The organism is Aquirufa sp. TARAVU-A1A (assembly GCF_054558675.1).
The window spans coordinates 191098-213742 of sequence record NZ_JBPXKP010000002.1; the positions used below are offsets into that span (position 1 = coordinate 191098).

Genomic DNA, 22645 nt, shown 5'->3' on the forward strand with positions numbered 1-22645 from the left:
TGCACAAATTTAGTTAAATTTAACCTGCTATAAAGCTTTTTGACATTAACAATTTTTAAGGATTTAAAGGCAATAAAAACCTATTGATACGTTTAGGTGATAAAACTAACAGCATGAATTATTCCATTCTTTGGGCAGACGACGAAATTGATCTATTAACTCCCTACATTTTATTCCTAGAAAGCAAAGGCTATCAGGTAACAGCAGTGAACTCAGGTGCGGATGCTTTGGACCTTGTGAATAAACAAAAGTTTGACGTCTTATTTTTGGATGAAAACATGCCTGGAATGACAGGCCTGGAAGTGTTAATTGCCATCAAGCAAATCCGCCCAAATCTTCCTGTCATCATGATTACCAAATCCGAAGAGGAAGAATTAATGGAAGATGCTATCGGATCTAAAATCGCCGACTATCTTATTAAACCACTGAATCCCAATCAATTACTATTGTCAGTTAAGCGTATTTTTGACAAAAAACGTTTGGAAGAGGAGAAAACAAACCTAAGTTACCAACAAGAATTCCGGGAACTTTCGATGCGTTATCAAGATAATTTAAACGCAGCAGAATGGGCTGAAATCTACAAAAAACTAACTTATTGGGAACTAGAAATCGACCAAACAGAGAATAAATCGATGTCGGAAGTCCTTATCAGTCAAAAATCAGAAGCCAATGTTCATTTCAGCAAATTCATTGAGAATTCTTATGAATCCTGGTTACAGAAACCGAATAGCGACACGCCTATTCTGAGTCATTTAATGATGCGAAAACATGTTTTTCCCCGCATTCAGGACAAATCACCTTTATTCTTTATCCTAGTAGATAATCTACGGTATGACCAATGGAAAACTTTGGAATTATTCATCCAAGATTACTTTCAGGTAGAAGATGAAAAAACCTATTATTCCATTTTACCTACTACTACGGCTTATGCGCGAAACTCCATATTTGCGGGCATGATGCCAATGGAGATTCAAAAAAATTACCCAGATAAATGGGTATTTGATTTAGGGGATTCGGAGGATGAAGAGGGTTACAACCAACATGAGGAGTTCTACCTAAATGAACAATTAAAACGCTTACGAATTGACGCGAAGGCGTCTTATCATAAAATCGTTCATCAATACCAGGGGAAACAATTAGTTGACAATTTTAATAAACTATTGACCAATCAGTTGAACGTCGTCGTGTATAATTTTGTAGACATGCTATCCCATGCGCGAACTGACATGGCCATGATTAAGGAATTAGCACCCGATGAATCCGCATATCGAAGCCTAACGGCGAGTTGGTTCCAGCATTCTCCCCTATTCGATTTCTTGAAGCGTATTGCAGAGAAAAAAGGGCGGGTAATCATCACCACCGACCATGGCATGATTCGTGTACAAAACCCGATTAAAATTATCGGAGATCGCAATACAAACACCAATCTTCGTTACAAACAGGGGAAAAATTTAAATTGGGATGCTTCGAGTAAGATGATGGTCTGTCGTAAGCCTGAACAATTATTTTTGCCGAAACCCAATGTTTCTACCTCGTATGTATTTACGAAAGAAGATTACATGTTTGCTTACCCGAACAATTACAATCAATATGTCAACCACTACCGTAATACCTTCCAACATGGCGGTATTTCGTTAGAGGAATGTATTATTCCGGTAACTTATTTGACAGGAAAATAATCGATTAAAGAGAGCTTACAGGCACGATATGCCCACCTTCGCATTTCAAGATTTTTCCTGGAACACGTTGAATCGTGTGGTAATCATGGCTTGCCATGATGATGGCTGTACCCTGTAAGGTCAATTGTTTAAATAATTCCATGATTTCTAAGGAAACCTCTGGATCTAAATGACCTGTAGGCTCATCAGCTAGGATTAAAACAGGATTATTCAATAAAGCTCGCGCAATGGCGATGCGTTGCTGCTCTCCACCTGACAATTTATGTACGCGTTTGTGGATCGCATTAGACATACCCACCTGTTCCAAAACAGCTTCGATCCGCGCTTTGATCTCAGCCTTATCTTTATGACCCGTAGCCTCCAAAACAAAGGCTAAATTCCGCTCTACATTGCGGTCGGTTAACAACTGAAAGTCTTGGAATACAAATCCTAATTTGCGTCGCAGATACGGAATATCTTGATTTTTAATCGATACTAAATCATAGCCAGCAACGTGCGCTGAGCCCGCATCAATGGCTAATTCACCGAAAATAGATTTAAAAAAGGTACTTTTTCCTGAGCCCGACTTACCAATCAAATAATAAAATTCACCTGCCTCAACTGTTAACGAAATATCTGTTAATGTAGGAACTCCTTCCTGCGAGATATGAACATTTTCAAAAGTCAATACAGACATAAAAATTAAATTATTGGTTAGACTTGGCGTGATCAGCTAGGAAAGTGGCTAAACCACTATCCGTTAATGGGTGTTTTAATAAGGCTAAGATTGCCGACAAAGGTCCAGTCATCACATCTGCACCAATTTCAGCACATTTGATGATGTGAATTGGGTGACGAACTGAGGCAGCTAAAATTTGCGTATCAAACTCATAATTATCGTAAATCACACGAATTTGATCAATCAAATCCATGCCGTCGAAAGAAATATCATCTAAACGACCAATGAAAGGAGAAACATAAGTCGCTCCAGCTTTAGCAGCTAAAAGCGCTTGTCCCGCTGAGAACACTAAGGTACAATTGGTCTTTATTCCCCGATTTGAAAAATATTTCAATGCCTTGATACCATCCTTAATCATCGGAATCTTCACAACAATCTTGTCATCCAATTCTGCTAACTCCTCCCCTTCGCGAATCATGCCTTCATAATCTGTGGCAATCACCTCCGCTGAAACATCTCCATCAACTAAGTCACAAATTGCTTTATAATGACGTAAAACGTTATCTTTTCCGCTAATACCTTCTTTGGCCATTAAGGAAGGATTCGTTGTTACACCGTCTAAAACACCTAAATCTTGGGCTTCTTTGATGTGGGCTAAATTCGCCGTGTCGATAAAAAATTTCATATGGGGAGGTTTATATAAGGCAAAAAAAAATGGCAAATTCACCGCTACAACCAACCTACCTTTGCTTCTTTCACGACCTGGAGGATTCAGCGGGAGCTGGTAATTTGCCGATGCAAATATGGCAAAATCTGCGCTTTTTTCAAAATATATGCCAATAATTTCCGAATACCCCTTAACTTTAATTTCAAATTAAAAATATGCGAATCCTTTCTTATTTCTGCCTTTCCTTAATGCTACTTGCCTGCTCTTCAGATGCTGATTCCTGGCTTCAAGAAGCGAAGAGTCGTTTACAAAAAGGAGAAACTGTATCCGCCAAAGAAGCGATTAAGAAAGCATTAGAGAAAAACCCTGGATTAGCAGAAGCTTATAATTTGCAAGGTGTTATCGCATTTCAAGAGAAAAGTTGGGATGAAGCCCGAACAAACTACCAAAAAGCAATCGAACTAAAGCCATCACTTTATACAGCGCAATTAAATCTAGGAGCCTTAGAAATGGAACAAGGGAACTGGAAAGCGGCCTTAGCACCTACAGAAGCGGCAGTTAAACTTCAGCCCGATTCAAGTGCAGCATATTTGCAGCGAGGAATTGTTCAAGCGGCATTAGGTAAATCGAATGAGGCATTGGCCGACTTCACCCAAAGTATTTCGAAAAATACCAAGGAAATTAATGCATTATACAATCGGGGGAATATCTATTTCCAACAAGGTAAATTTGTTGAGGCAAATCTCGATTTTGAAGCAAGTGTACAAATTGATCCCAATTTCGGAAAAGGATTTTATGCCATGGGATTGAGTTATTACAAAGTAAACGAGAAAGAAAAAGCCTGTTTTGCATTACAGCAAGCCCAAAAATTAAAATATCCTGGAGCCAAAGAGGCCGTAACTAACCTGTGTAACTAAGCCATATGAAAACGAAAAAAGCTATCTCATTTTTGGGAATCCTCTTTTCCCTAATCTTTCTGTTGTTTACCTATTGGCAGTTCAATGATCCGGATCCTATTTTATGGGTTCCAATTTATGGAGTTGCCACGTATGTTTCATTCCAGGCATTTAGAGGAATGGTCAATAAAGAATTAACGCTTGTTTTATTTGCACTAAGTACATTTGCGGGCATTCAATTATGGGTTGAAATGACCGCATGGGAAGGATTTATGACAGATGGTCTAGCAATGAAAACGATGAATCAAGAATTAGCGCGTGAAGCTGTTGGTCTTTGGATCGCTTCATTTTCATTTGCCTTGTATTACCTTTTAGAGAAAAAATAAGATGCTTGAATTAGGTTTTGCTTCAGCAATTTTGCCCAATTTATCTTTGGAACAGGTCTTGGACTTTGCCCATCGTGCGCGCTTCTCGTGTGTCGAGGTGATGTGTTGGCCTTCCCAAAACAGTGATACTCGTCGCTACGCGGGCGTAAGTCACATCGCCGTAGACCAATTAGATTCATTGGGTTTATTGAACCTAAAAACCTACCTAAAACAACATCCTGTTAAGATCTCAGCTTTGGGTTACTATCCCAATCCGATGGACCCTAACGAAGAGCAGGCGCTGTTTTACCGCGAACATATCAAAAAGATTATTCGCGCAGCGGCAGTACTCGAAATCCCTGTGGTTAACACGTTTATTGGAAGGGATTTTACCAAAAGTGTCGCCTACAACTTGGACAAATTCAAGGAAGTTTGGCCCGAAATTATTTCGTTAGCAGACTCGTTAAACATCAAAATAGGCATTGAAAATTGCCCGATGTTTTTCACGGATGATGAATGGCCGGGAGGCAAAAACTTGGCAACGACACCCAAGATTTGGGATCAACTCTTCAGCATTATTCCTTCGACGAATTTTGGCCTTAACTATGATCCCTCGCATATGGTTTGGCAGCAAATGGATTATTTATATCCTATCTATCACTACGCAGAAAAATTACATCATATTCACTTAAAGGACGTAAAGGTCTACCAAGATAAATTAGACCGTGTAGGAATCATGGCGAACCCATTGGAATACCATTCACCCAAATTGCCAGGCTTAGGCGACATTCAATGGGGGAAATTCATCAGCGCCTTGCATGATGTGAGATATCGTGGACCTATTGTTATTGAAGTGGAAGATAAAGCTTTTGAAGGGTCGGATGATGATATACAAAAGGCAATTTATATGGCCCGAAATCACATCAATACCTTTTTACCCTAGGGAACCGGTACCATTTTTACCGTGGCATTGACGTAAGTCGATTTATAACTTCGCGATCCTGAAAAAACAAACTCAGTTTTTAATAGACTATTAATGTCTCCAATTCCATCCAACACGAAATAATTGGTCTCGGAAATTTGTAATTGCGTATCGTTATTTATCAGCTTCCATTTACCTGAAGCCGTGTTGTTACCCGTATTATCGATTGCCAGACATGTTCCATTCGCATAAAATGTCAAACGAACCTTAGACATATCATATTGAGATCCCTCTGCAGTTCTCCCTCGCTGGTAAACGGTTCCATTTAAATATCCACTGGCCGTAACCTCTTGAATCTGCCAAGTTGTACTTAACAATATTTCTGTTTTAGTTTGGGGATCTAGGCTAGCATCTGGCTGACATGAAAATAGGATGTTCAAACTAAACAGGATAAAAATGTATCTCATACGTGGATTAATGAACATCAAAATTACGAAAATTTAGTCATAAAAAAGGGAGCTCAATCGCTCCCTTCTCAATACCAGAATGAAATTTTATTTTGTTGGCTTAGCGAAAATATTCGCATCAATGCTCGGATTAATTTCAATCGAAATCGTATCCACGGTCATCATACCTCCCATTGGACTAGCTGTTTCCATCGTATGGGGGAAATACAAGCCATCTACAGCTTTGTAATTTGAAAAATTAACCTCTGTATCTACTTCCTGACCATTAGCCTTAATTTTTCCAGCTACCTTGACGATGTAGTAAGTGGATGCTGAAACATAAATTTGGGATTCTTCACCACTTGTTTTGGTGACTTTCAGCAAATATACATCTGCACCATCCAATTTTTCTTTACTGACCAATTCAATCTTAGAACCCTCTTTTTGAGCAATAATTAACGTTGATCCAATATTTTTTTGAGAAGCAGCCATTTTTACTTGATCAGCTGGCATTGCTTCGGGCTGACCCGTTCCTCCCATCATCGCAGGACGCATCATCCATCCATTTTCACCATTTACGGCCGTTACAATTTTATTACCCATCACTTCCACATCGGTACGAAAACCTTGTCCCACTAAAACAGAGGTTTTACTCTCAATGTCCATTCCTTGAACACTGAACTTATTTTTCATCACCAAACTTTTAACCGCTGCCCATTTTTCAGGGCTTCCCATGGCTGATTGATGTTTACTCAAAACCTCTTCGGTAGATTGAGCTTTTAACAGGATGGTGCTGCATAATAGCAAGCCCAACATGATTGCATTTCTTGTATTTTTCATAAGGGTTTATTTTTTCTGAAAGATATTCAATAATCCTTCAACTCAGATTCCTTTTAACCTGAAATCAAACCAATTATCAGTTTACTGATTATTTTTCGGGATCGAACGCATGATGATTCCCCATGCAAGGAACCCTACAATCCCCGCGGCAAAGAAAGCGGCCCCAGGGAAATTATGTTCTGATGTCGTGAAATAAGCAAATAAGTTCGATGCAAAAAGTGGCCCTAAAATCGTCGTAATGGATTGAAGACTAGTCAAACCACCTTGCAATTCACCTTGCTCATTCGCACCCACTTGTTGGGTTATTAAACTTTGTAATGCCGGCCCTGCCAATCCTCCTAATCCGAATGGCACCATAAAGGCATACATCATCCAAGACTTAGAAGCAAAAGCGAAAAGAAGAAAACCGGATGCCCAAAGGAGTAAACCAAATGAAATAGCTTTCCGCTCCCCTATTTTGGGAGTAATCACGCGTGTTAATCCACCTTGAACAATAGCCACGATTAACCCTACAAAAGCTAAGGAATAGCCAACTTCATCCGGAGACCAATTAAATACCTTCATCGTAAAATAGGACCAGGTACTCGGATGTGCCTGACTCGCTAATTGGATACAGAAATATCCAGCAATTAATCCTAAAACGAGCGGATGATAACGCGACATATGTTTTAACGAACCGAACGGATTCGCACGCTTCCAGTTAAACGGTCGGCGATTCGCTAAACTCAACGACTCTGGCAATACAAAATACCCATAAAGCGCATTCAACATGGTCAAACCCGCTGAGGCATAAAAGGGTAAATGCACATCGATATTCCCTAAAGCACCCCCAATGGCGGGTCCTACAATAAATCCTAAACCAAAGGCCGCTCCAACCATACCAAAATTCTTTGCACGGTTTTCAGCCGTTGATACATCGGCGATGTAAGCCTGAGCTGTTGTAAAACTTGCCCCAGTAATCCCAGCAAGAATCCTACCTACAAACAACCAAGTAATGTTGGGAGCATTAGCAAGCAATAAATAATCCAAGGAGAAGCCAAATAGAGAGGCCAAAATCACGGGTCTCCGACCGAATTGATCCGATAATCCCCCTAAAATGGGTGAAAACACAAATTGCATGATGGCATACGAGGCCATCAACCAACCGGAATATTGCGAGGCAACACTTAAATCACCTCCCGTAAATCCCCGAATCAATGTAGGCATCATGGGAACAATAATCCCGATTCCCATCACATCAATCAATAAGGTAACAAATATAAAACCTATAGCCGCGTCGCGCTTTTTTAGCATATCATTAATTTATTCGGCAATTTACTAAAATTGATACGCAATTTTACCTTGTAAAAAATCTTTACTAATCTGGGCACATTGCATAGGTAATTTTGCTTTATCAGGAACAGCATCCAATTCCACAATAGCCCAACCACCAAATTTTATTTTATCCATGGAAGCAAAAACGCCAACTAAGTCAACATTGCCTTGCCCTAATTCAACGAATTTATAGGATTTAGGATTCGAATCTCCCTTGATTGGGCATTCCACATCCTTGATGTGCATACTATGTAAAACCTTTTGGTATTTTATCACCGCCTCCGCTGGTTTTCCTCCCCCCTGGTGATAATGGGCTACATCCAATAATAAACGAAGATATTTCGGATCCATAGCTTGAACCAACGCATCGACCTCCTCAGGTGTTTCACCATATTGGTTCATGTGATTATGATACGTCGCTTGAACACCAATTGCCTGGGTTTGTTTCCCAATTTCATTCATCGCTGCTGCCAAACGGGCTAATTCATCTGCCGTAGGTGCCACATTATTTTTTCGTAAACTATTCGTTAACTGAATCGAACTACCACCCAAAGCTTTCACAAATCGCGCATGATTTACATGCATCGCCACATTTGCTTCCATTTTCGCAGGATCAATTTCGACATTTCCACTCGAAAACATAACCAAAGACAAACCTTTGGCATCCAATAATTGCTTCAAATCGCTTGGATTATCTTTATACTTCGCATAGGTATTCGCACGCAATTGTATGCCTTTGTAACCTAATACCGACAATTCCTCGATGGCTAATTCATCCTTTCCACCCCATGTGATGGCCGAATAGCCCATGCGATAGGTCTTGGATTTTGCTGAAGGTAAAAATGCCGCAAGGGCTAATAATGAATTTTGTGCGAGAAAGCGACGACGAGATAACATAGGGAGGTGAGAGTTAAGAGTTTAGAGGTAAGAGATTGGACGTTGGACGTTAGACGTTGGACGTTAGACGTTGGACGTTGGACGTTAGATGTTTAAATAGGTTTTACCTCTAAAACAACAAAAAAAATCAGAGATAAAAAAGAGAACTATGGCTAACTTTTGTAACCCTAGGCTTTAGCCTAGGGAACCCCAGACTAAAGTCTGGGGCTAAATATCTAAATACTTATAACCCTAGGCTTTAGCCTAGGGATCCCCAGACTACAGTCTGAGGCTAATAACCTGAATACTTATAACCCTAGGCTTTAGCCTAGGGATCCCCAGACTACAGTCTGAGGCTAATAACCTGAATACTTATAACCCTAGGCTTTAGCCTAGGGATCTAACGCGCTGCCTTCAAATACGCCGCCAAAGCGCCCAACTGATCCGTCCCGATATAATCCACACCTAAATCCAAGAAAGTCTGATAAGCCATCAATCCCTCCGGAGTTGCCCACAAACGAACTTTTCGGCCAGATGCATGCACCTTATCGATATAGCTTTTCAATTTAGTCCGCAACGTAGGTGACATGGGAGTTGTCCCATTCCAAATACCAAATTTGTAAAAGGCCTCACTTTCTAAAACCACATGAGATGCTAAAAAGGAAGGAACTTCCTCATTCGACCGACCGTCAAAAGTTAACCATGAAGGAAACTTGACATAATCCGATACGGCTGGCCGATTGCCCGAAATGACAATTCGGAAATTATTTTTGATCAATAAATCTCTATAAGGCTCGATGGCCTTCAATAATAGCGGCATGGTTGAATCCGCAGAAGTTTTCGAATCAATCAATAATTGATGATAATTCCCCGCTTTTCCAGAAGTTAAAACTTCCACTAAAGGATCTAAATACAAATTCTGAAAGGTCCTTGAAGCTTTCAAATCCTTCACATCATGGGCTACCAACAATTGGCCATTGACCGCATAAACATCCACTTCAATGGAACCAAAGCCCAACGAAAAGGCCTCGTAAAAAGGCCTCTCGTGTTCATAATCATTGTGCGCATGTGCTTTTGTCAACAAATTTTGACCCCAAACAGTACTGGAAATCATCAACAACAAAAGCAGCTTTTTCATAAAATTATCCTTTTAAATAATCCCCAGAAGCAATTCGTTTCTTCGAATCAACGGGTTTATTGTAAAGATATGCATATGAAGTAATTTCCTTGTCCTTTAATTTCACTGTAACATGCTCACGCATAAATAAGGATTTCTCAGAGCTTTCTGGATCGAATTCCTCGTATTCATCCAAGACATTCAACAACTTGATCGTGTTTGAAAGCAAGTACAACTCCCCTACCACCTGATCTTTGACATCATCCGAAGGAATAATTCCCGGATAATCTGCCACTTGATACATTTGGCCTTGATAAGTCGCCATGCCCACATAATCCGAGTTACGAGCGATCAAACGATGTAAGTCATTGCCACAATCACGACGCAAAGTTCCATATACAAATAAGTATTCCTCTACATCAGGTTCTGGCAATTTGGCTTCTTCCAAAGTCAATACCAAATCTTCTTGCTCCACGACCGTACCTTCATTCAAGACTACGTTTCCAATAATCCCCTCAAACGGCGCCGAAACAATCGACTCCATCTTCATCGCCTCAATCACATACAATGGAGCATTTTTCTTCACTTCCTCACCCGGCTTCACCAATATACGACTCAAACGTCCTTGCAAAGGTGCTCCAATATCTCCTTTGGCCTTCGCTTTGGCATGTTGGGCACGCTCAACCTTGATGTTCTTATCCAAGATTTTCAATCGGCGAGCCTGACCATTCAATTCAAATGTTATGTTTCGCAAGCCGGATTCATCAGGGTCCGACATATACAAATACTTCACGATGATTGTCTTACCTGGCTCAATCGTGATCATGATTTCCTCGTCCTGCTTTAAGCCATAGAAAAAGGCTGGCGTAGGCATCGCTGATAAATCACCATACAAGGCTTGATTCTTGTAATAATCCTCGTAAACCTTTGGATACATTTTGTATGACAAGTAATCCAAGAAGCCTCCTTCATTGTCCGGGAATTTTGCAACAAATGCCGCATAATCCTTATCAAAATCAATCGGCGCTAAGTTGTCGTTCGGACGTCCTTCGTAAGCGGTTTCTCCTTTTAAGATGATTTCTTGCAATTGCTTTGGAAAACCTTGATATGGTTGGCCCAATCCTCCTTTGAAGAAATCCTTCACGGATTCTGGGAAAGATAAGGTTGAACCTTTGGCGTATACATCTTCTGCCGACAAGCTATTTGCCGTCATAAAAATGGCCATATCCCCTACTACTTTCGAAGATGGAGTTACCTTAACTATATCGCCAAACAATTTATTCGCTTCCGAATAATTATCCTTCAATAATTCAAACTTATCCCCTACGCCCAAAGCAATCGCCTGACCACGTAAGTTGGTGTATTGCCCACCCGGAATCTCATTATTATAAACCTCTGCTGTTCCTGCTTTTAATTCCGATTCAAAAGGGAAATACATCGTACGAACCGCTTCCCAATAATTGGAATAATCATTCATGGCATCCAAATCCAAACCACTATCGTAAGGATGACCTTGCATCATCGCTACCAAGGAGTTCAAATTCGGTTGGGATGTTAAACCAGACATCGCGGCCAAAGCCCCATCAACCACATCAACACCCGCCTCAATCGCCTTCAAATACGTAGCCGATTGAACCGAAGCTGTATCATGCGTATGTAAGTGAATCGGAATAGCAACCGCTTTCTTTAATTCAGTAACCAATTTCTCTGCCTGGAATGGACGTAACAAACCTGCCATATCTTTAATGGCAAGCATGTGCGCTCCCGCATCTTCTAGTTGGCGCGCTAAATCCAAATAATACTGCATATTATACTTCTCATTTGTAAACACATCTCCTGTGTAACAAATCGCAGCCTCAGCAATACCTGGCGTGCGCTCACGAACCGCTTTGATGGACACCTTCATCGCATCGATCCAGTTCAAGGAATCGAATATACGGAAGACATCGATCCCGGATTCGGATGATTTCTCTACGAATTTCTCGATCAAATTATCAGGATAAGCGGAATAACCCACAGCATTGGAGCCACGGAACAACATCTGTAAAAGCATGTTTGGCATCGCCTCTCTAAACTCTTCCAAACGCTTCCATGGAGACTCATGCAAGAATCGCATCGCCACATCAAAAGTTGCACCGCCCCAAACCTCCATCGAGAATAAATTCGGGAAGGTTTTAGCGAAGCCGGAAGCAACGGCCAACATATCTTGTGTACGAACACGTGTCGCTAAGAGCGATTGGTGTCCATCGCGGAAAGTTGTGTCCGTAAATAAAACTTGTTTCGAATCGCGAATGTGTTTCGCGAAACGCTCAGGTCCTAATTCTGTCAATAATTGTTTGTGTCCACGTGGGAATTCCGCAAACTCATCCACAGAAGGAATAATAGGTGTACGGAAAGGAGCAGATGGCTTCACTTTCACGTCAGGATTCCCATTTACGATTACCTCACCCAAATAGCGCAACGCTTTTGTTGAACGGTCACGTGTAGGCTTAATGTTAAATAATTCTGGATGATTCGCGATAAACGGAACCGTACAATTTCCTTCTTGGAACACGGGATGCGTGATCACATTACGCAAGAATGGAATATTAGTTTTCACCCCACGAATACGGAACTCAGACAATGCTCGGTTCAAACGCTCAGAAGCACCACGTAGCGTACGGCCTTTGGCAGAAACTTTTACAAGCATTGAATCGAAATAAGGCGAAATCTTAACCCCTGGATACGATGAGCCCTCATCCAAACGAATACCAAAACCAGCTGCGTTACGGTAAGCGATGATCGTACCAAAATCAGGCTTAAAGCCATTCGATGGATCTTCTGTGGTAATCCGACACTGAATTGCAAAACCCTTCAATGGAATATCTTCCTGGTTTTGGATAAAGATACCCGGATCCGATAACTTATAATTTTGCGCAACCAAGATTTGGGTACGGACGATATCAATTCCTGTTACCTCTTCGGTAATGGTGTGTTCCACTTGAATACGTGGATTCACTTCGATGAAATAGATATTTTCATCTTTATCCACTAGGAACTCAACGGTTCCCGCATTGTAATAATTTACCGCCTTACCGATTGACAAAGCGTACGCATATAATTTTTGCTTCGTTTCTTCTTTTAAACCAAAAGAAGGCGCAACCTCTACAACCTTTTGGAAACGGCGCTGTACGGAACAATCACGTTCGTAAAGATGAACCAAATTACCGTGTTGGTCACCAAGTAATTGAACCTCAATATGCTTAGGATCATCGATGAATTTCTCGATGAACAATGTATCATCACCAAAGGCATTTTTTGCCTCATTTTTCGCCTCTGAATGTGCTTTTTCTAATTCCTCTTCCGTGCGAACGACCCGCATTCCACGACCACCTCCACCTGCTGCGGCTTTCACCATCACGGGGAATGTGATACGGCGAGCTTCGGATAAGGCATTTTCGTACACCGACATATCTCCTTTCGAATCTTGGATCATCGGTACATTTGCTTTCAAGGCAGCAACTTTCGCAGCTACTTTGTCCCCTAATGCATTCATGGCTTCAGGAGACGGACCTACGAAAACGATGCCTTCTTCACGGCATCGACGCGCTAAACCAACATTTTCTGATAAGAATCCATAACCTGGATGTATGGCATCGATCTTTTTGGACTTACACAAAGCAATCAGTCCTTCGATATCCAAATAAGGTTTTAATGGCTCATTGTCCTTACCAATTTGGTAAGCCTCATCCGCTTTATAACGGTGTAAAGAATAGCGATCCTCAAAGGTGTAAACCGCAACAGTTCTGATTCCCAGTTCAGAAGCGGCACGCATGATACGGATGGCAATTTCACCGCGGTTCGCGATGAGAAGACTCGAGATTTTCTTAACGTATGATTTTGGCATGCTAATAATTTTAGTGCATTGTAACAAAAATGATAAATAAATTGGGATTTAAGTACAATGACAGCTATTTTATTTGGCAAAACTTGAAAATTTACAATTTTTATAGGCTTCGTTACCAAAATATGCAGGGCAAAAAAAATATCTACATCCTTCCTGTGAAATTTCTTAACTTGCAAGCCCAAAATTCACCCATTTTATATGAGCGCAACGAAACCTTTTATTGGCATAACCTTAGGCGACTACAACGGCATTGGACCCGAGGTCATTTTAAAGGCCTTGGGCAGTCAGCGTATCTTAAAATGGTGTACACCGGTGATTTATGGCTCCCAACAAGTCGTTAAATTCTACCGCAAGCAATTAGATCTACAAGATTGGTCAATCAAAAGCATTGCTTCCATGGAAGAAGCAACAGAAGGACACACTTCGTTGATAACTTGTTGGGACGATTCCAACACTGTTGTAGAACCTGGAAAAGTAACCCCTGAAGCCGGTAAAGCTGCATTTGCATGCTTAGACCGTGCCGCACAAGATTTAGACAAGGGATTATTGGCAGCCTTAGTTACTGCACCTATCAATAAGCATAATATCCAGTCGGAGGACTTCAAATTCCCTGGCCACACAGAATACTTAACCGAACGTTTCGAGGCGAAAAACTCCTTGATGATGATGGTAAGTGAAGGCTTCCGCATGGGTGTTGCGACCGGTCACCTACCCTTGCAAGATGTCAGTAAAGCCTTGACGAAGGAATTAATCAAAAATAAGATCGATGTTTTCTTGCAGAGTTTACAAGAAGATTTTGCCATCGAGAAACCCAAATTAGCCGTATTGGGATTGAATCCACATGCGGGTGAGTCGGGCTTATTGGGTCAAGAAGAACTAGAAATCATCCAACCGGTGATAGAAGAATACCGTAAGAAAGGTGTTTTGGTTTTCGGACCCTACCCGGCAGATGGTTTCTTCGGAAAAGCACAATTCAAGGAATTTGATGGTGTTTTGGGCATGTATCATGACCAAGGATTGATTCCGTTTAAATACATTGCTTTTGAGACAGGCGTGAATTTTACGGCGGGTTTACCTATCATCCGTACATCACCTGATCATGGAACGGCATATGACATTGCGGGTAAAAATGAAGCTGACCCCAGCTCGTTTTTACATGCATTTTTTCTAGCAATCGATTTGGTCAAAAACCGCATGCACGTTTAGTCTATGGCAAAAAAGGTCTTGATCATTGATGAAGTTCACCCATCCCTCGCTGCGGACTTACGATCCTTGGGCTTTGAGGTAGACGAACAGCCACAAATTCACCCGAAAGAGGTGCAATTAACAGGCTATCAAGGCTTAGTACTTCGTTCAAAAATGTCGCTCGGGGCCAAAGAACTGGAAGGATCTACATTAGAATTCATTGCCCGTGCCGGAGCCGGATTGGATTTGATTGATGTGGATTATTGTTCAGTAAATCAAATCGCCGTTTTTAGTGCTAATGAAGGTAATCGCGATGCCGTGGCAGAACATGTCATCGGCCAATTAATCACACTAGCTCGGAAAATCAACACAGCAGATGCTGAAGTTCGTAATGGAATCTGGGACCGCGAAGGTAATCGAGGATGGGAATTACAAGGCAAAACGTTGGGCATCATCGGTTATGGAAATATGGGTCAAAGTCTTGCCAAAAAACTGCAAGGTTTCGATATGAATATTCTGGCCTATGACAAATATGCGCCAGCGACTCATGCATTAACGGATATTTTCGAGCAAGCCGACATCCTAAGTTTACACGTTCCCTTAACGGACGAAACGAAGGAGATGGTTAATTCAGCATTTATTGAACAATTTAAAAAACCCATCGTATTGATCAACAGTTCGCGGGGTGGCGTTTGTTCTTTGGAAGCATTAGCTGCAGGATTATCGAGCAGTAAATTACGTGGTTTGGCTTTAGATGTGTTGCCCAATGAAAAATTGGCCACATGGACAACTACAGAAAAAACGCTATTTGATCAAATTGCCTCACATCCCATGACCTTATTCAGCCCGCATGTAGCAGGTTGGACCACAGAAAGTTATTGGAAAATCAACGACGCGCTCATCGACAAAATTAAAACCCATTATCAGCTATGAATTATCCAGAAAACATTGCTGAAAAACTAGGGTTCCACCAGATTAAGGAACACATCCAAGCGGCTTGTTTAAGCCCGATGGGTGCGGAATATGCCGCCAAAATGAAATTCTCGACGCGTTTCCCCGTTGTCAAACAATGGGTAGAACAAGTGCATGAGATGAAACAAATCATGGCGGAGCATGGGGGTGAATGGCCCCAACAAGATTATTTTGACCTGCGTCCATGGTTCGCACCTTTGACACTGGAAGGTCATTATTTAGCGCCTGAAGATTGGCGTGAATGGCATCGTGGATTAGATATCCTCTATCAAGTCATTCGCTTTTTCGCGAACATTGATTCGGAAAAATACCCCGAAATCGCGAAGATCACGCAGAATTACCTCAACAAAGAGGAAGAACAAGGATCCAATTTCCGACAAATCATTCCCATCGTACAAGAGTTGGACCGCGTATTTGACATCAATGGTCAAATCAAGGAAACGGCCTCTGCTGCGCTAGGTGATTTACGAAGAAAGCGTTTTGCGGAAGAGCAAAACCTACGTAAAAAATTAGACTCCTATATTCAGCAGGCATACAAAGAAGGCTGGGTTAGCAAGGATTTTTCGTTGACGCTACGGAATGGTCGGATGGTGATTCCCTTAGCTGCTGAACATAAGCGCAAAATCAAAGGTTTTGTGCAGGATGAGTCGGACACCGGGAAGACCGTTTATTTGGAACCGGCAGATGCCTTGGTTTTAAACAATGAGATAAAGTCATTGGAATCCGCGGAACGACGGGAAATTATTCAAATTCTCTCACGCTTATCCGATCGTGTTCGTCCGATGGTTCCCATGTTGACAGCCTGGTATCAATGGCTCGGAATCATCGATTTTGTACGTGCCAAAGCCGTTTGGGCCATCGAACACGATGCCATTTTACCTCATTTAAAATCCATACCTTGGGTGGAATGGAAAGGCGCGAGACATCCAATCTTAGAAGAATCGCTCGCTAAAATTGGTAAGAAAATCAAAGCCTTGGATATTACATTAGATGACCAAAAACGCATCATGGTCGTCTCAGGACCCAATGCCGGAGGTAAATCGGTGACTTTGAGTACCATCGGATTATTGCAATATTTATTCCAAGCTGGTTGCTTAGTTCCTTTAACGGAAGGATCAACCATGGGATTTTTCGACCAAATCTTTTTGGATATGGGCGATGAGCAAAATCTCGAAAATGAATTAAGTACCTATTCTTCTCACTTGAGCAATATGCGTTATTTTCTAGCGCATGCGCAGGAGAAAACGCTTTTATTGGTTGACGAATTTGGAACGGGAACGGAGCCTTCTTTGGGAGGAGCCATCGCGGAATCGATCTTAGAGAAATTAGCCGATAAAGGCGCATACGGTGCTATCAATACGCACTTTGGCAATCTGAAAAGCTTAGCAGATCGCAAGCAAGGATTATTCAATGCGGCGATGCGTTACGATACAACCCATTTAGAACCGCAGTTCATTTTGGACATGGGGAAACCGGGTAGTTCTTTTGCTTTTGAGATTGCGCAAAAAATAGGCTTACCGAATCAAATCATTGAAAATGCACGAAAAAAACTGGGTAAAAACCAAGTGGATTTCGATAAGTTGTTGATGGAAACGGAGACGGAGAAGCAGATCTGGGAGGCAAAAAATACGAGTTTAGCTGTTCAACTAGCACAGGCTGAAAGTATCAAAGAGCAATATGCGAGCCTAAAGAATCATTTGGAAGAAGAGCAAAAACGTTTACTCAATCAAGCCAAGGCAGAAGCGAAGCAATTGGTCAAAGATGCCAATCAGAAAATCGAACAAACCATTCGAGAAATCAAGGAGAAATCGGCAGAAAAAGAGGTAACCAAGGAAATCCGAAAAGGCCTCAATGAATTTTCCGAGAAGAAATTAAAGGTGCAGGCAACCGTAACTCCTCCTACTCCGCAAAAAGCTGCAATCAACGGACCAATTGCGGTAGGCTCTTGGGTAGCAATTAAACAAGCGGATGGCGAAGGTGCGATAGGTGAAGTGATGCAAATGAAAGGCAAAGACGCAGTGGTTGCCTTAGGTGGAATCCGCACCACGATTAAATTAAATCGATTAGAACAAGTTAAGGCACCTAAAACGGAAAAGTCGGCACGCACAGCCATGCGCGGCATCGACATGAATGATCGCATGGCCCATTTTGGTTTAACGCTCGATGTACGTGGTAAACGCGGTGAAGAAGTTTATGTGATTTTGGATCAATACATGAATGATGCGCTATTACTCGGCGTACCTGAGGTTCGTATATTACATGGCAAAGGCGATGGCATTTTGCGCAATTTGGTCAAAGAGCAATTGAAACGCTACCGCGAAATCAAATTGGTGCAAGATGAACATGCCGACCGTGGAGGTGCGGGAATATCCATTGTAACATTTAAGTAATGAAATACCTGATTATTTTATCTTGTTTCTTGTTGAGCGGTTGTATGATCGATTACAATTTGGGCTTGACTAAAATTCAAGAAGGAAAATTTCAAGAGGCGACTGAACTGTTGACTCTCGCACACGCCAAATACCCAAAACATCCACAAATTCTGTTTACGCGCGGGATTAGTCGGGGATTTCAAGAAAACTACTCGGGAGCCGTGGCTGATATCACCCGGGCGATTCGTTTGGAAGATGATCATGCCGACTACTACTTTTACCGTGCTTATTTCAAATCGAAAATGGGAAATGAAAAGGGTGCGATTTCGGATTATTCCAAAACGATTTCCCTCTACCCGTACTACTCAGAGGCTTATTTTAATCGCGGAATCAAATTAATGAGCATTGGGAATGTAACCGATGCCTGCTATGATTTTCAGTATGCGGCTGATTTGGGAGATACCGTGTCCTTAGGCTATCTAAATATTTATTGTAGGAGCTTAAAGCGGCCTGAATAGGGTATGAAAAAGCAAAAAAAATCCCGAACTTTGAAGGATAGGCTTTAGAGCTTAGAAAAAGAAATCAATTTATTTACTGCCTGGGCGCAATTATGTGAGCAGGATTAATTTTAACAACATGTCTATTGCAAAAACAGGCGATAAAGTAGCCGTACATTACACAGGAAAACACGATGATGGAGCAATTTTTGACTCATCAGTTGGACGTACTCCATTAGAATTTCAATTAGGTTCTGGAATGGTGATCAAAGGTTTCGATGATGGCGTAACGGGAATGACTATTGGTGAGAAAAAAACGATTGTAATTCCTGCGGCAGAGGCCTATGGGGAGCATTCACCAGAAAATACGGTAACGATTGAGCGTGCTCAAATTCCACCACATATTGAATTAGAATTAGGTTCTTCACTAAGCATGCATCAAGATGGTGGTCATGTTGTGGAAGTAGTTATCACGGATTTGACAGAAACACATGTAACATTGGACGCTAACCATCCATTGGCTGGTCGTGATTTAACATTTGAATTAGAATTAGTAAGTATTCAATAGCTTTTATGAAAATTGATTTGCGCTCCTTTGTCCCTCATGGACTCGTTATTATCGGATTTATCGTCATTTCCTTTCTGTATTGTGGCCCCGTGTTGCAAGGAAAGGTCTTGATCCAACATGATATTATGCAGGCCCAAGCCGCGGCACAGGAGAGCATTCAATTTAAAAAGTCGACAGGAACGGATGCGTGGTGGACCAACTCGATGTTTGGGGGAATGCCTACGTATCAGATTTCGGGATCTTATCCATATAGTGTTTCCAGTTACATGGGAAGTTTCATTACCAATTTATTCCCAACACCCGTGAATTTAATCATGCTGCAATTATTAGGCATGTATTTATTCTTGTGGGCGATGAGCGCTTCGCCCCTATTAGGCTTTGCGGGAGCCGTATTTTATGCATTTGCGACTTATAATTTGGTCATTATTCCAGCAGGACATACTTCTAAAGTTTTAGCGCTTGCCTATGCTCCGATGGTCCTTGCGGGTATTCGGATGTGTTGGGGAACGCGCAAATGGTTAGGTGCGGCGGTATTTGCGCTCGCAATGGCCTTGGAATTATATGCCAATCACGTGCAGATTACCTATTATTTATTCTTCATTATTGGGGCTTACAAATTGTATATGTTGGTGCACTCCTACCGAAACAAAACCTTAATCGACTGGTATAGCCGTGGATTATTGTTGGGCCTCGGTTTGATCTTAGCCATCGGAACCCACGGCATGCGTCTTTGGAATAACTATGATTATGCCAAAGAGACAACCCGTGGAAAGTCTGAATTAGCTGCGAATGCCAAACGTGGAGACGGATTAGACAGTGGTTATGCCTTTGATTGGTCTTATGGATTATCAGAAACGGGAACCTTATTGATCCCCAATTTCAAAGGAGGAGCCTCACAAGGGGATTTGGGCGGAACAAAATCTGCGACCTACAAAACGATGGTTGATGCCGGATTTCCGGAAGATCAGGTATTGGGATTTGTGGAAAAGGCACCGACCTATTGGGGAGAGCAGTCCTACACAGCAGGCCCAGCTTATGCAGGAGCTTTGGTGATCTTCTTGTTTTTATTCGGGGCATTTTTTGTCAAATCAGCCGAAAAATGGTGGATTCTTGGAATCACGACATTGTTTTTAACGATGGCTTGGGGAAAGAATTTCCCATTGAATTATGTTTGGTTTGATTACATTCCGATGTTCAACAAGTTCCGTGCGATTACGATGGTTTTATCGTTTGTGCAGTTTGGAATGGTGAGCCTTGGTCTGATGGGATTAATCCAGTTGGCCAAACACAAACCTAGCTTCGCTGAAATCAAGAAACCGCTTCTTTATGCTCTAGGACTTAGTGGCGGCTTGTGTTTACTATTCGGAATTTTACCGGATCTGTTCTTCGATTTCAAAGGATCGCAAGATGGAGCAGCCATTATACAAGATCAAGCCTTGAATACAGCGATTTGGAATAGCATCCGACTGGATCGGATTGATTTGTTCCAAGCAGATGCGTTTAGAAGCTTGGTTATTATTCTCTTGGGGGCAGCTTTGATTTATCTTGCGAGTCTTGCGAAAGTAAAGAAATCCATTTGGGTGATTGGTATTGTCTTGTTGGGAATATTTGACTTGACTCCCGTTGCCAAACGCTATTTTGGCAAGGAGGCCTTTGTATCCAAGAGCACTTTGGAGGAACAAATTCAGCCGACGGCGGTAGACCAACAAATCTTAGCCGATCATGGGACATTCCGCGTATTAAACTCGACGGTTTCTTTCATGAATGATGCGACGACAAGTTATTATCACCAATCATTGGGTGGTTACCATGCGGCTAAATTGCGTCGTTACCAGGAATTAATTGAAAAGTACTTTGCAGGTAATCCTGGCCAAATGAACGTATTGAATATGTTGAATACCAAATACATCATTGTGGCGGATTCAGCGGGTCAGCCGGCTGTTCAAACCAATCCTACTGCATTAGGAAATGCTTGGTTTGTGCAATCGATTCAATGGGCTAAAAATGCAGATGAGGCATTAAATGGCATTGAGAAAATCAATCCGGCTTCGCAGGTAATTGTCGAAGAACAAGATCGTACGATTATGGGTACTGTGGCATTGGATTCTTCAGCCGTTTCTTCGATTCAATTACAAGAATATAAGCCAAATCATTTGACTTATTCGTCAAATTCCGATCTTCCTGGAATAGCTGTATTTTCAGAAATTTACTACCGTGGAAATAAGGACTGGAAGGCCTATATCGATGGAAAAGAAGTTCAGCATGCACGTGCAAACTATGTCTTACGCAGCTTAGTGGTACCCGCAGGAAAACATACCATCGAATTCAAGTTTGAGCCTTATTCAGTTGAAATGGGCCAAAAAGTTGACGGCATAGCGTCCATCGGCTTACTCTTATTTATCGCTCTGGCCATCGGCCTGACGATTAAACAACAAACAAAAACAGACGCATGATTTATTCCATGACCGGTTTTGGGAAATCCCAAAAAGAGGCGCAAGACTTACAAATACGTGTTGAGGTAAAAACCTTGAATTCAAAGTTTACTGATATTTTTTGTCGGCTCCCAAAATCCATTTCAGCACGCGAAATTGAGATTCGTAATTTCTTGACGCAGCAATTGGAACGTGGAAAGATTGAATTAAGTGTTCAAATTCAAAAGAATCATGATGGAGCAGAGGCGAGCATATTACCTCAGGGTCAGATTGCCTTGTATTATGCGGAATTGAAGCGCGTGGCTACAGAATTAGGCGTTTCAAGTTTAGACGAAGGGGCCTTGTATTTGCAGGCGTTGAATGTTCCAGCAAGTATTTCACAAGAGACCAAAGAAGAGAACGAAGAGGAAATTGAAGCTTTGTGGCAAGTCATTTATGAAGCTATCCAAGAGGCAGTAGCGGAATGTAAAGAATTCCGTGCCCGTGAAGGCAAAATTGTCGAAGACAAGTTTAGAGAATACATTGCATCCATTGCGACAGGATTGCAACAAGTTTCGGAACAAGATTTGGTGCGTATGCCGGGCATCCGTGAGCGGATGAAAAAGTCGCTTTTAGAATTAGGATTGAATGAAGATTTCGACAAAAATCGCTTTGAGCAAGAGGTCGTTTATTACATCGAGAAATTCGATATCTCGGAAGAAAAGGTTCGTTTGAATACCCACTTAGGCTATTTCATCGACATCCTTGCAGAAGGAAATGGCAAGAAGCTTAACTTCATGGCGCAGGAGATTGGTCGGGAAATTAACACGATTGGATCCAAGGCGAACGATTCACAAATTCAGCGATTGGTGGTGAATATGAAAGATGAGTTGGAGAAGATTAAGGAGCAGACGGCGAATGTGCTCTAGACGTTAGACGCTGGACGTTGGACCTTAGACGTTGGAAACTAGATG

Annotated in this window: 19 protein-coding genes; 11 read left to right on the forward strand and 8 right to left on the reverse strand. The window is 41.7% G+C overall.

Annotated elements, in window-relative coordinates; translation table 11 throughout:
* The first annotated feature begins 113 nt into the window (after positions 1-113).
* A complete protein-coding gene (gene porX / locus V7S75_RS03555; RefSeq protein ID WP_459511411.1) occupies positions 114-1679 on the forward strand; it encodes a T9SS response regulator signal transducer PorX in 1566 nt (521 codons plus the stop codon).
* A gap of 4 nt (positions 1680-1683) precedes the next feature.
* Here porX and V7S75_RS03560 read toward each other — a convergent pair whose 3' ends face one another.
* Both V7S75_RS03560 and fsa read right to left on the reverse strand, forming a co-directional pair.
* Positions 1684-2355 carry a cell division ATP-binding protein FtsE gene (locus tag V7S75_RS03560; protein WP_459511413.1) on the reverse strand — a complete coding sequence of 224 codons (672 nt, stop codon included), beginning with the start codon at positions 2353-2355 and terminating at the stop codon, positions 1684-1686.
* A gap of 10 nt (positions 2356-2365) precedes the next feature.
* Positions 2366-3022, reverse strand: a complete 657-nt coding sequence (gene fsa, locus V7S75_RS03565; protein ID WP_459511415.1) for a fructose-6-phosphate aldolase — start codon at positions 3020-3022, stop codon at positions 2366-2368.
* Between the two features lie 197 nt (positions 3023-3219).
* Here fsa and V7S75_RS03570 point away from each other — a divergent pair, with 197 nt between their 5' ends.
* Genes V7S75_RS03570 through V7S75_RS03580 form a run of 3 tightly spaced genes read left to right on the forward strand, consistent with a single transcriptional unit; the run spans position 3220 to position 5208 of the window.
* Positions 3220-3921 carry a tetratricopeptide repeat protein gene (locus V7S75_RS03570; RefSeq protein ID WP_459511417.1) on the forward strand — a complete coding sequence of 234 codons (702 nt, stop codon included), beginning with the start codon at positions 3220-3222 and terminating at the stop codon, positions 3919-3921.
* 5 nt (positions 3922-3926) lie between these two features.
* A complete protein-coding gene (locus V7S75_RS03575; protein ID WP_459511418.1) occupies positions 3927-4286 on the forward strand; it encodes a transmembrane 220 family protein in 360 nt (119 codons plus the stop codon).
* 1 nt (position 4287) lies between these two features.
* Positions 4288-5208, forward strand: coding sequence for a sugar phosphate isomerase/epimerase family protein (locus V7S75_RS03580; RefSeq protein WP_459511420.1), 921 nt, complete (start codon positions 4288-4290; stop codon positions 5206-5208).
* On the opposite strand, the gene V7S75_RS03585 is transcribed toward V7S75_RS03580, so the two are convergent.
* From V7S75_RS03585 to V7S75_RS03610, 6 genes are all read right to left on the reverse strand, one after another.
* Positions 5205-5654 (reverse strand): hypothetical protein, encoded by a 450-nt coding sequence (locus V7S75_RS03585; protein ID WP_459511422.1) that lies wholly within the window; start codon positions 5652-5654, stop codon positions 5205-5207. The genes V7S75_RS03580 and V7S75_RS03585 overlap by 4 nt on opposite strands.
* An 87-nt stretch (positions 5655-5741) precedes the next feature.
* A complete protein-coding gene (locus tag V7S75_RS03590; RefSeq protein WP_459511424.1) occupies positions 5742-6473 on the reverse strand; it encodes an outer membrane lipoprotein-sorting protein in 732 nt (243 codons plus the stop codon).
* A gap of 81 nt (positions 6474-6554) precedes the next feature.
* Complete coding sequence (locus tag V7S75_RS03595; protein WP_377977205.1) at positions 6555-7766, reverse strand: TCR/Tet family MFS transporter; 1212 nt, start codon at positions 7764-7766, stop codon at positions 6555-6557.
* A gap of 24 nt (positions 7767-7790) precedes the next feature.
* Positions 7791-8684: a sugar phosphate isomerase/epimerase family protein gene (locus tag V7S75_RS03600; RefSeq protein ID WP_459511426.1), complete on the reverse strand. Its 894-nt coding sequence runs from the start codon at positions 8682-8684 to the stop codon at positions 7791-7793.
* 379 nt (positions 8685-9063) lie between these two features.
* Positions 9064-9801 (reverse strand): PI-PLC domain-containing protein, encoded by a 738-nt coding sequence (locus V7S75_RS03605; protein WP_459511427.1) that lies wholly within the window; start codon positions 9799-9801, stop codon positions 9064-9066.
* A 4-nt stretch (positions 9802-9805) separates the two neighbouring features.
* Complete coding sequence (locus V7S75_RS03610; RefSeq protein ID WP_459511429.1) at positions 9806-13666, reverse strand: pyruvate carboxylase; 3861 nt, start codon at positions 13664-13666, stop codon at positions 9806-9808.
* A 198-nt stretch (positions 13667-13864) separates the two neighbouring features.
* Here V7S75_RS03610 and pdxA point away from each other — a divergent pair, with 198 nt between their 5' ends.
* The 7 genes from pdxA (at position 13865) to V7S75_RS03645 (ending at position 22600) form a co-directional block, all read left to right on the forward strand.
* Entirely contained in the window at positions 13865-14872 is a 1008-nt protein-coding gene (gene pdxA, locus V7S75_RS03615) for a 4-hydroxythreonine-4-phosphate dehydrogenase PdxA (protein ID WP_459511431.1), read from the forward strand.
* 3 nt (positions 14873-14875) lie between these two features.
* Entirely contained in the window at positions 14876-15784 is a 909-nt protein-coding gene (locus V7S75_RS03620; RefSeq protein WP_459511433.1) for an NAD(P)-dependent oxidoreductase, read from the forward strand.
* On the forward strand, positions 15781-18213 hold the full coding sequence (locus V7S75_RS03625) for an endonuclease MutS2 (protein ID WP_459511435.1): 2433 nt from the start codon (positions 15781-15783) through the stop codon (positions 18211-18213). The genes V7S75_RS03620 and V7S75_RS03625 overlap by 4 nt, the downstream gene beginning before the upstream one ends.
* Positions 18213-18713, forward strand: coding sequence for a tetratricopeptide repeat protein (locus tag V7S75_RS03630; RefSeq protein ID WP_459511437.1), 501 nt, complete (start codon positions 18213-18215; stop codon positions 18711-18713). Before V7S75_RS03625 ends, V7S75_RS03630 begins: the two co-directional genes overlap by 1 nt.
* A 118-nt stretch (positions 18714-18831) precedes the next feature.
* Complete coding sequence (locus V7S75_RS03635; RefSeq protein WP_459511438.1) at positions 18832-19260, forward strand: FKBP-type peptidyl-prolyl cis-trans isomerase; 429 nt, start codon at positions 18832-18834, stop codon at positions 19258-19260.
* Between the two features lie 5 nt (positions 19261-19265).
* Positions 19266-21713 (forward strand): hypothetical protein, encoded by a 2448-nt coding sequence (locus V7S75_RS03640; RefSeq protein ID WP_459511441.1) that lies wholly within the window; start codon positions 19266-19268, stop codon positions 21711-21713.
* Entirely contained in the window at positions 21710-22600 is an 891-nt protein-coding gene (locus V7S75_RS03645; RefSeq protein ID WP_459511443.1) for a YicC/YloC family endoribonuclease, read from the forward strand. Before V7S75_RS03640 ends, V7S75_RS03645 begins: the two co-directional genes overlap by 4 nt.
* Positions 22601-22645 lie beyond the last annotated feature (45 nt).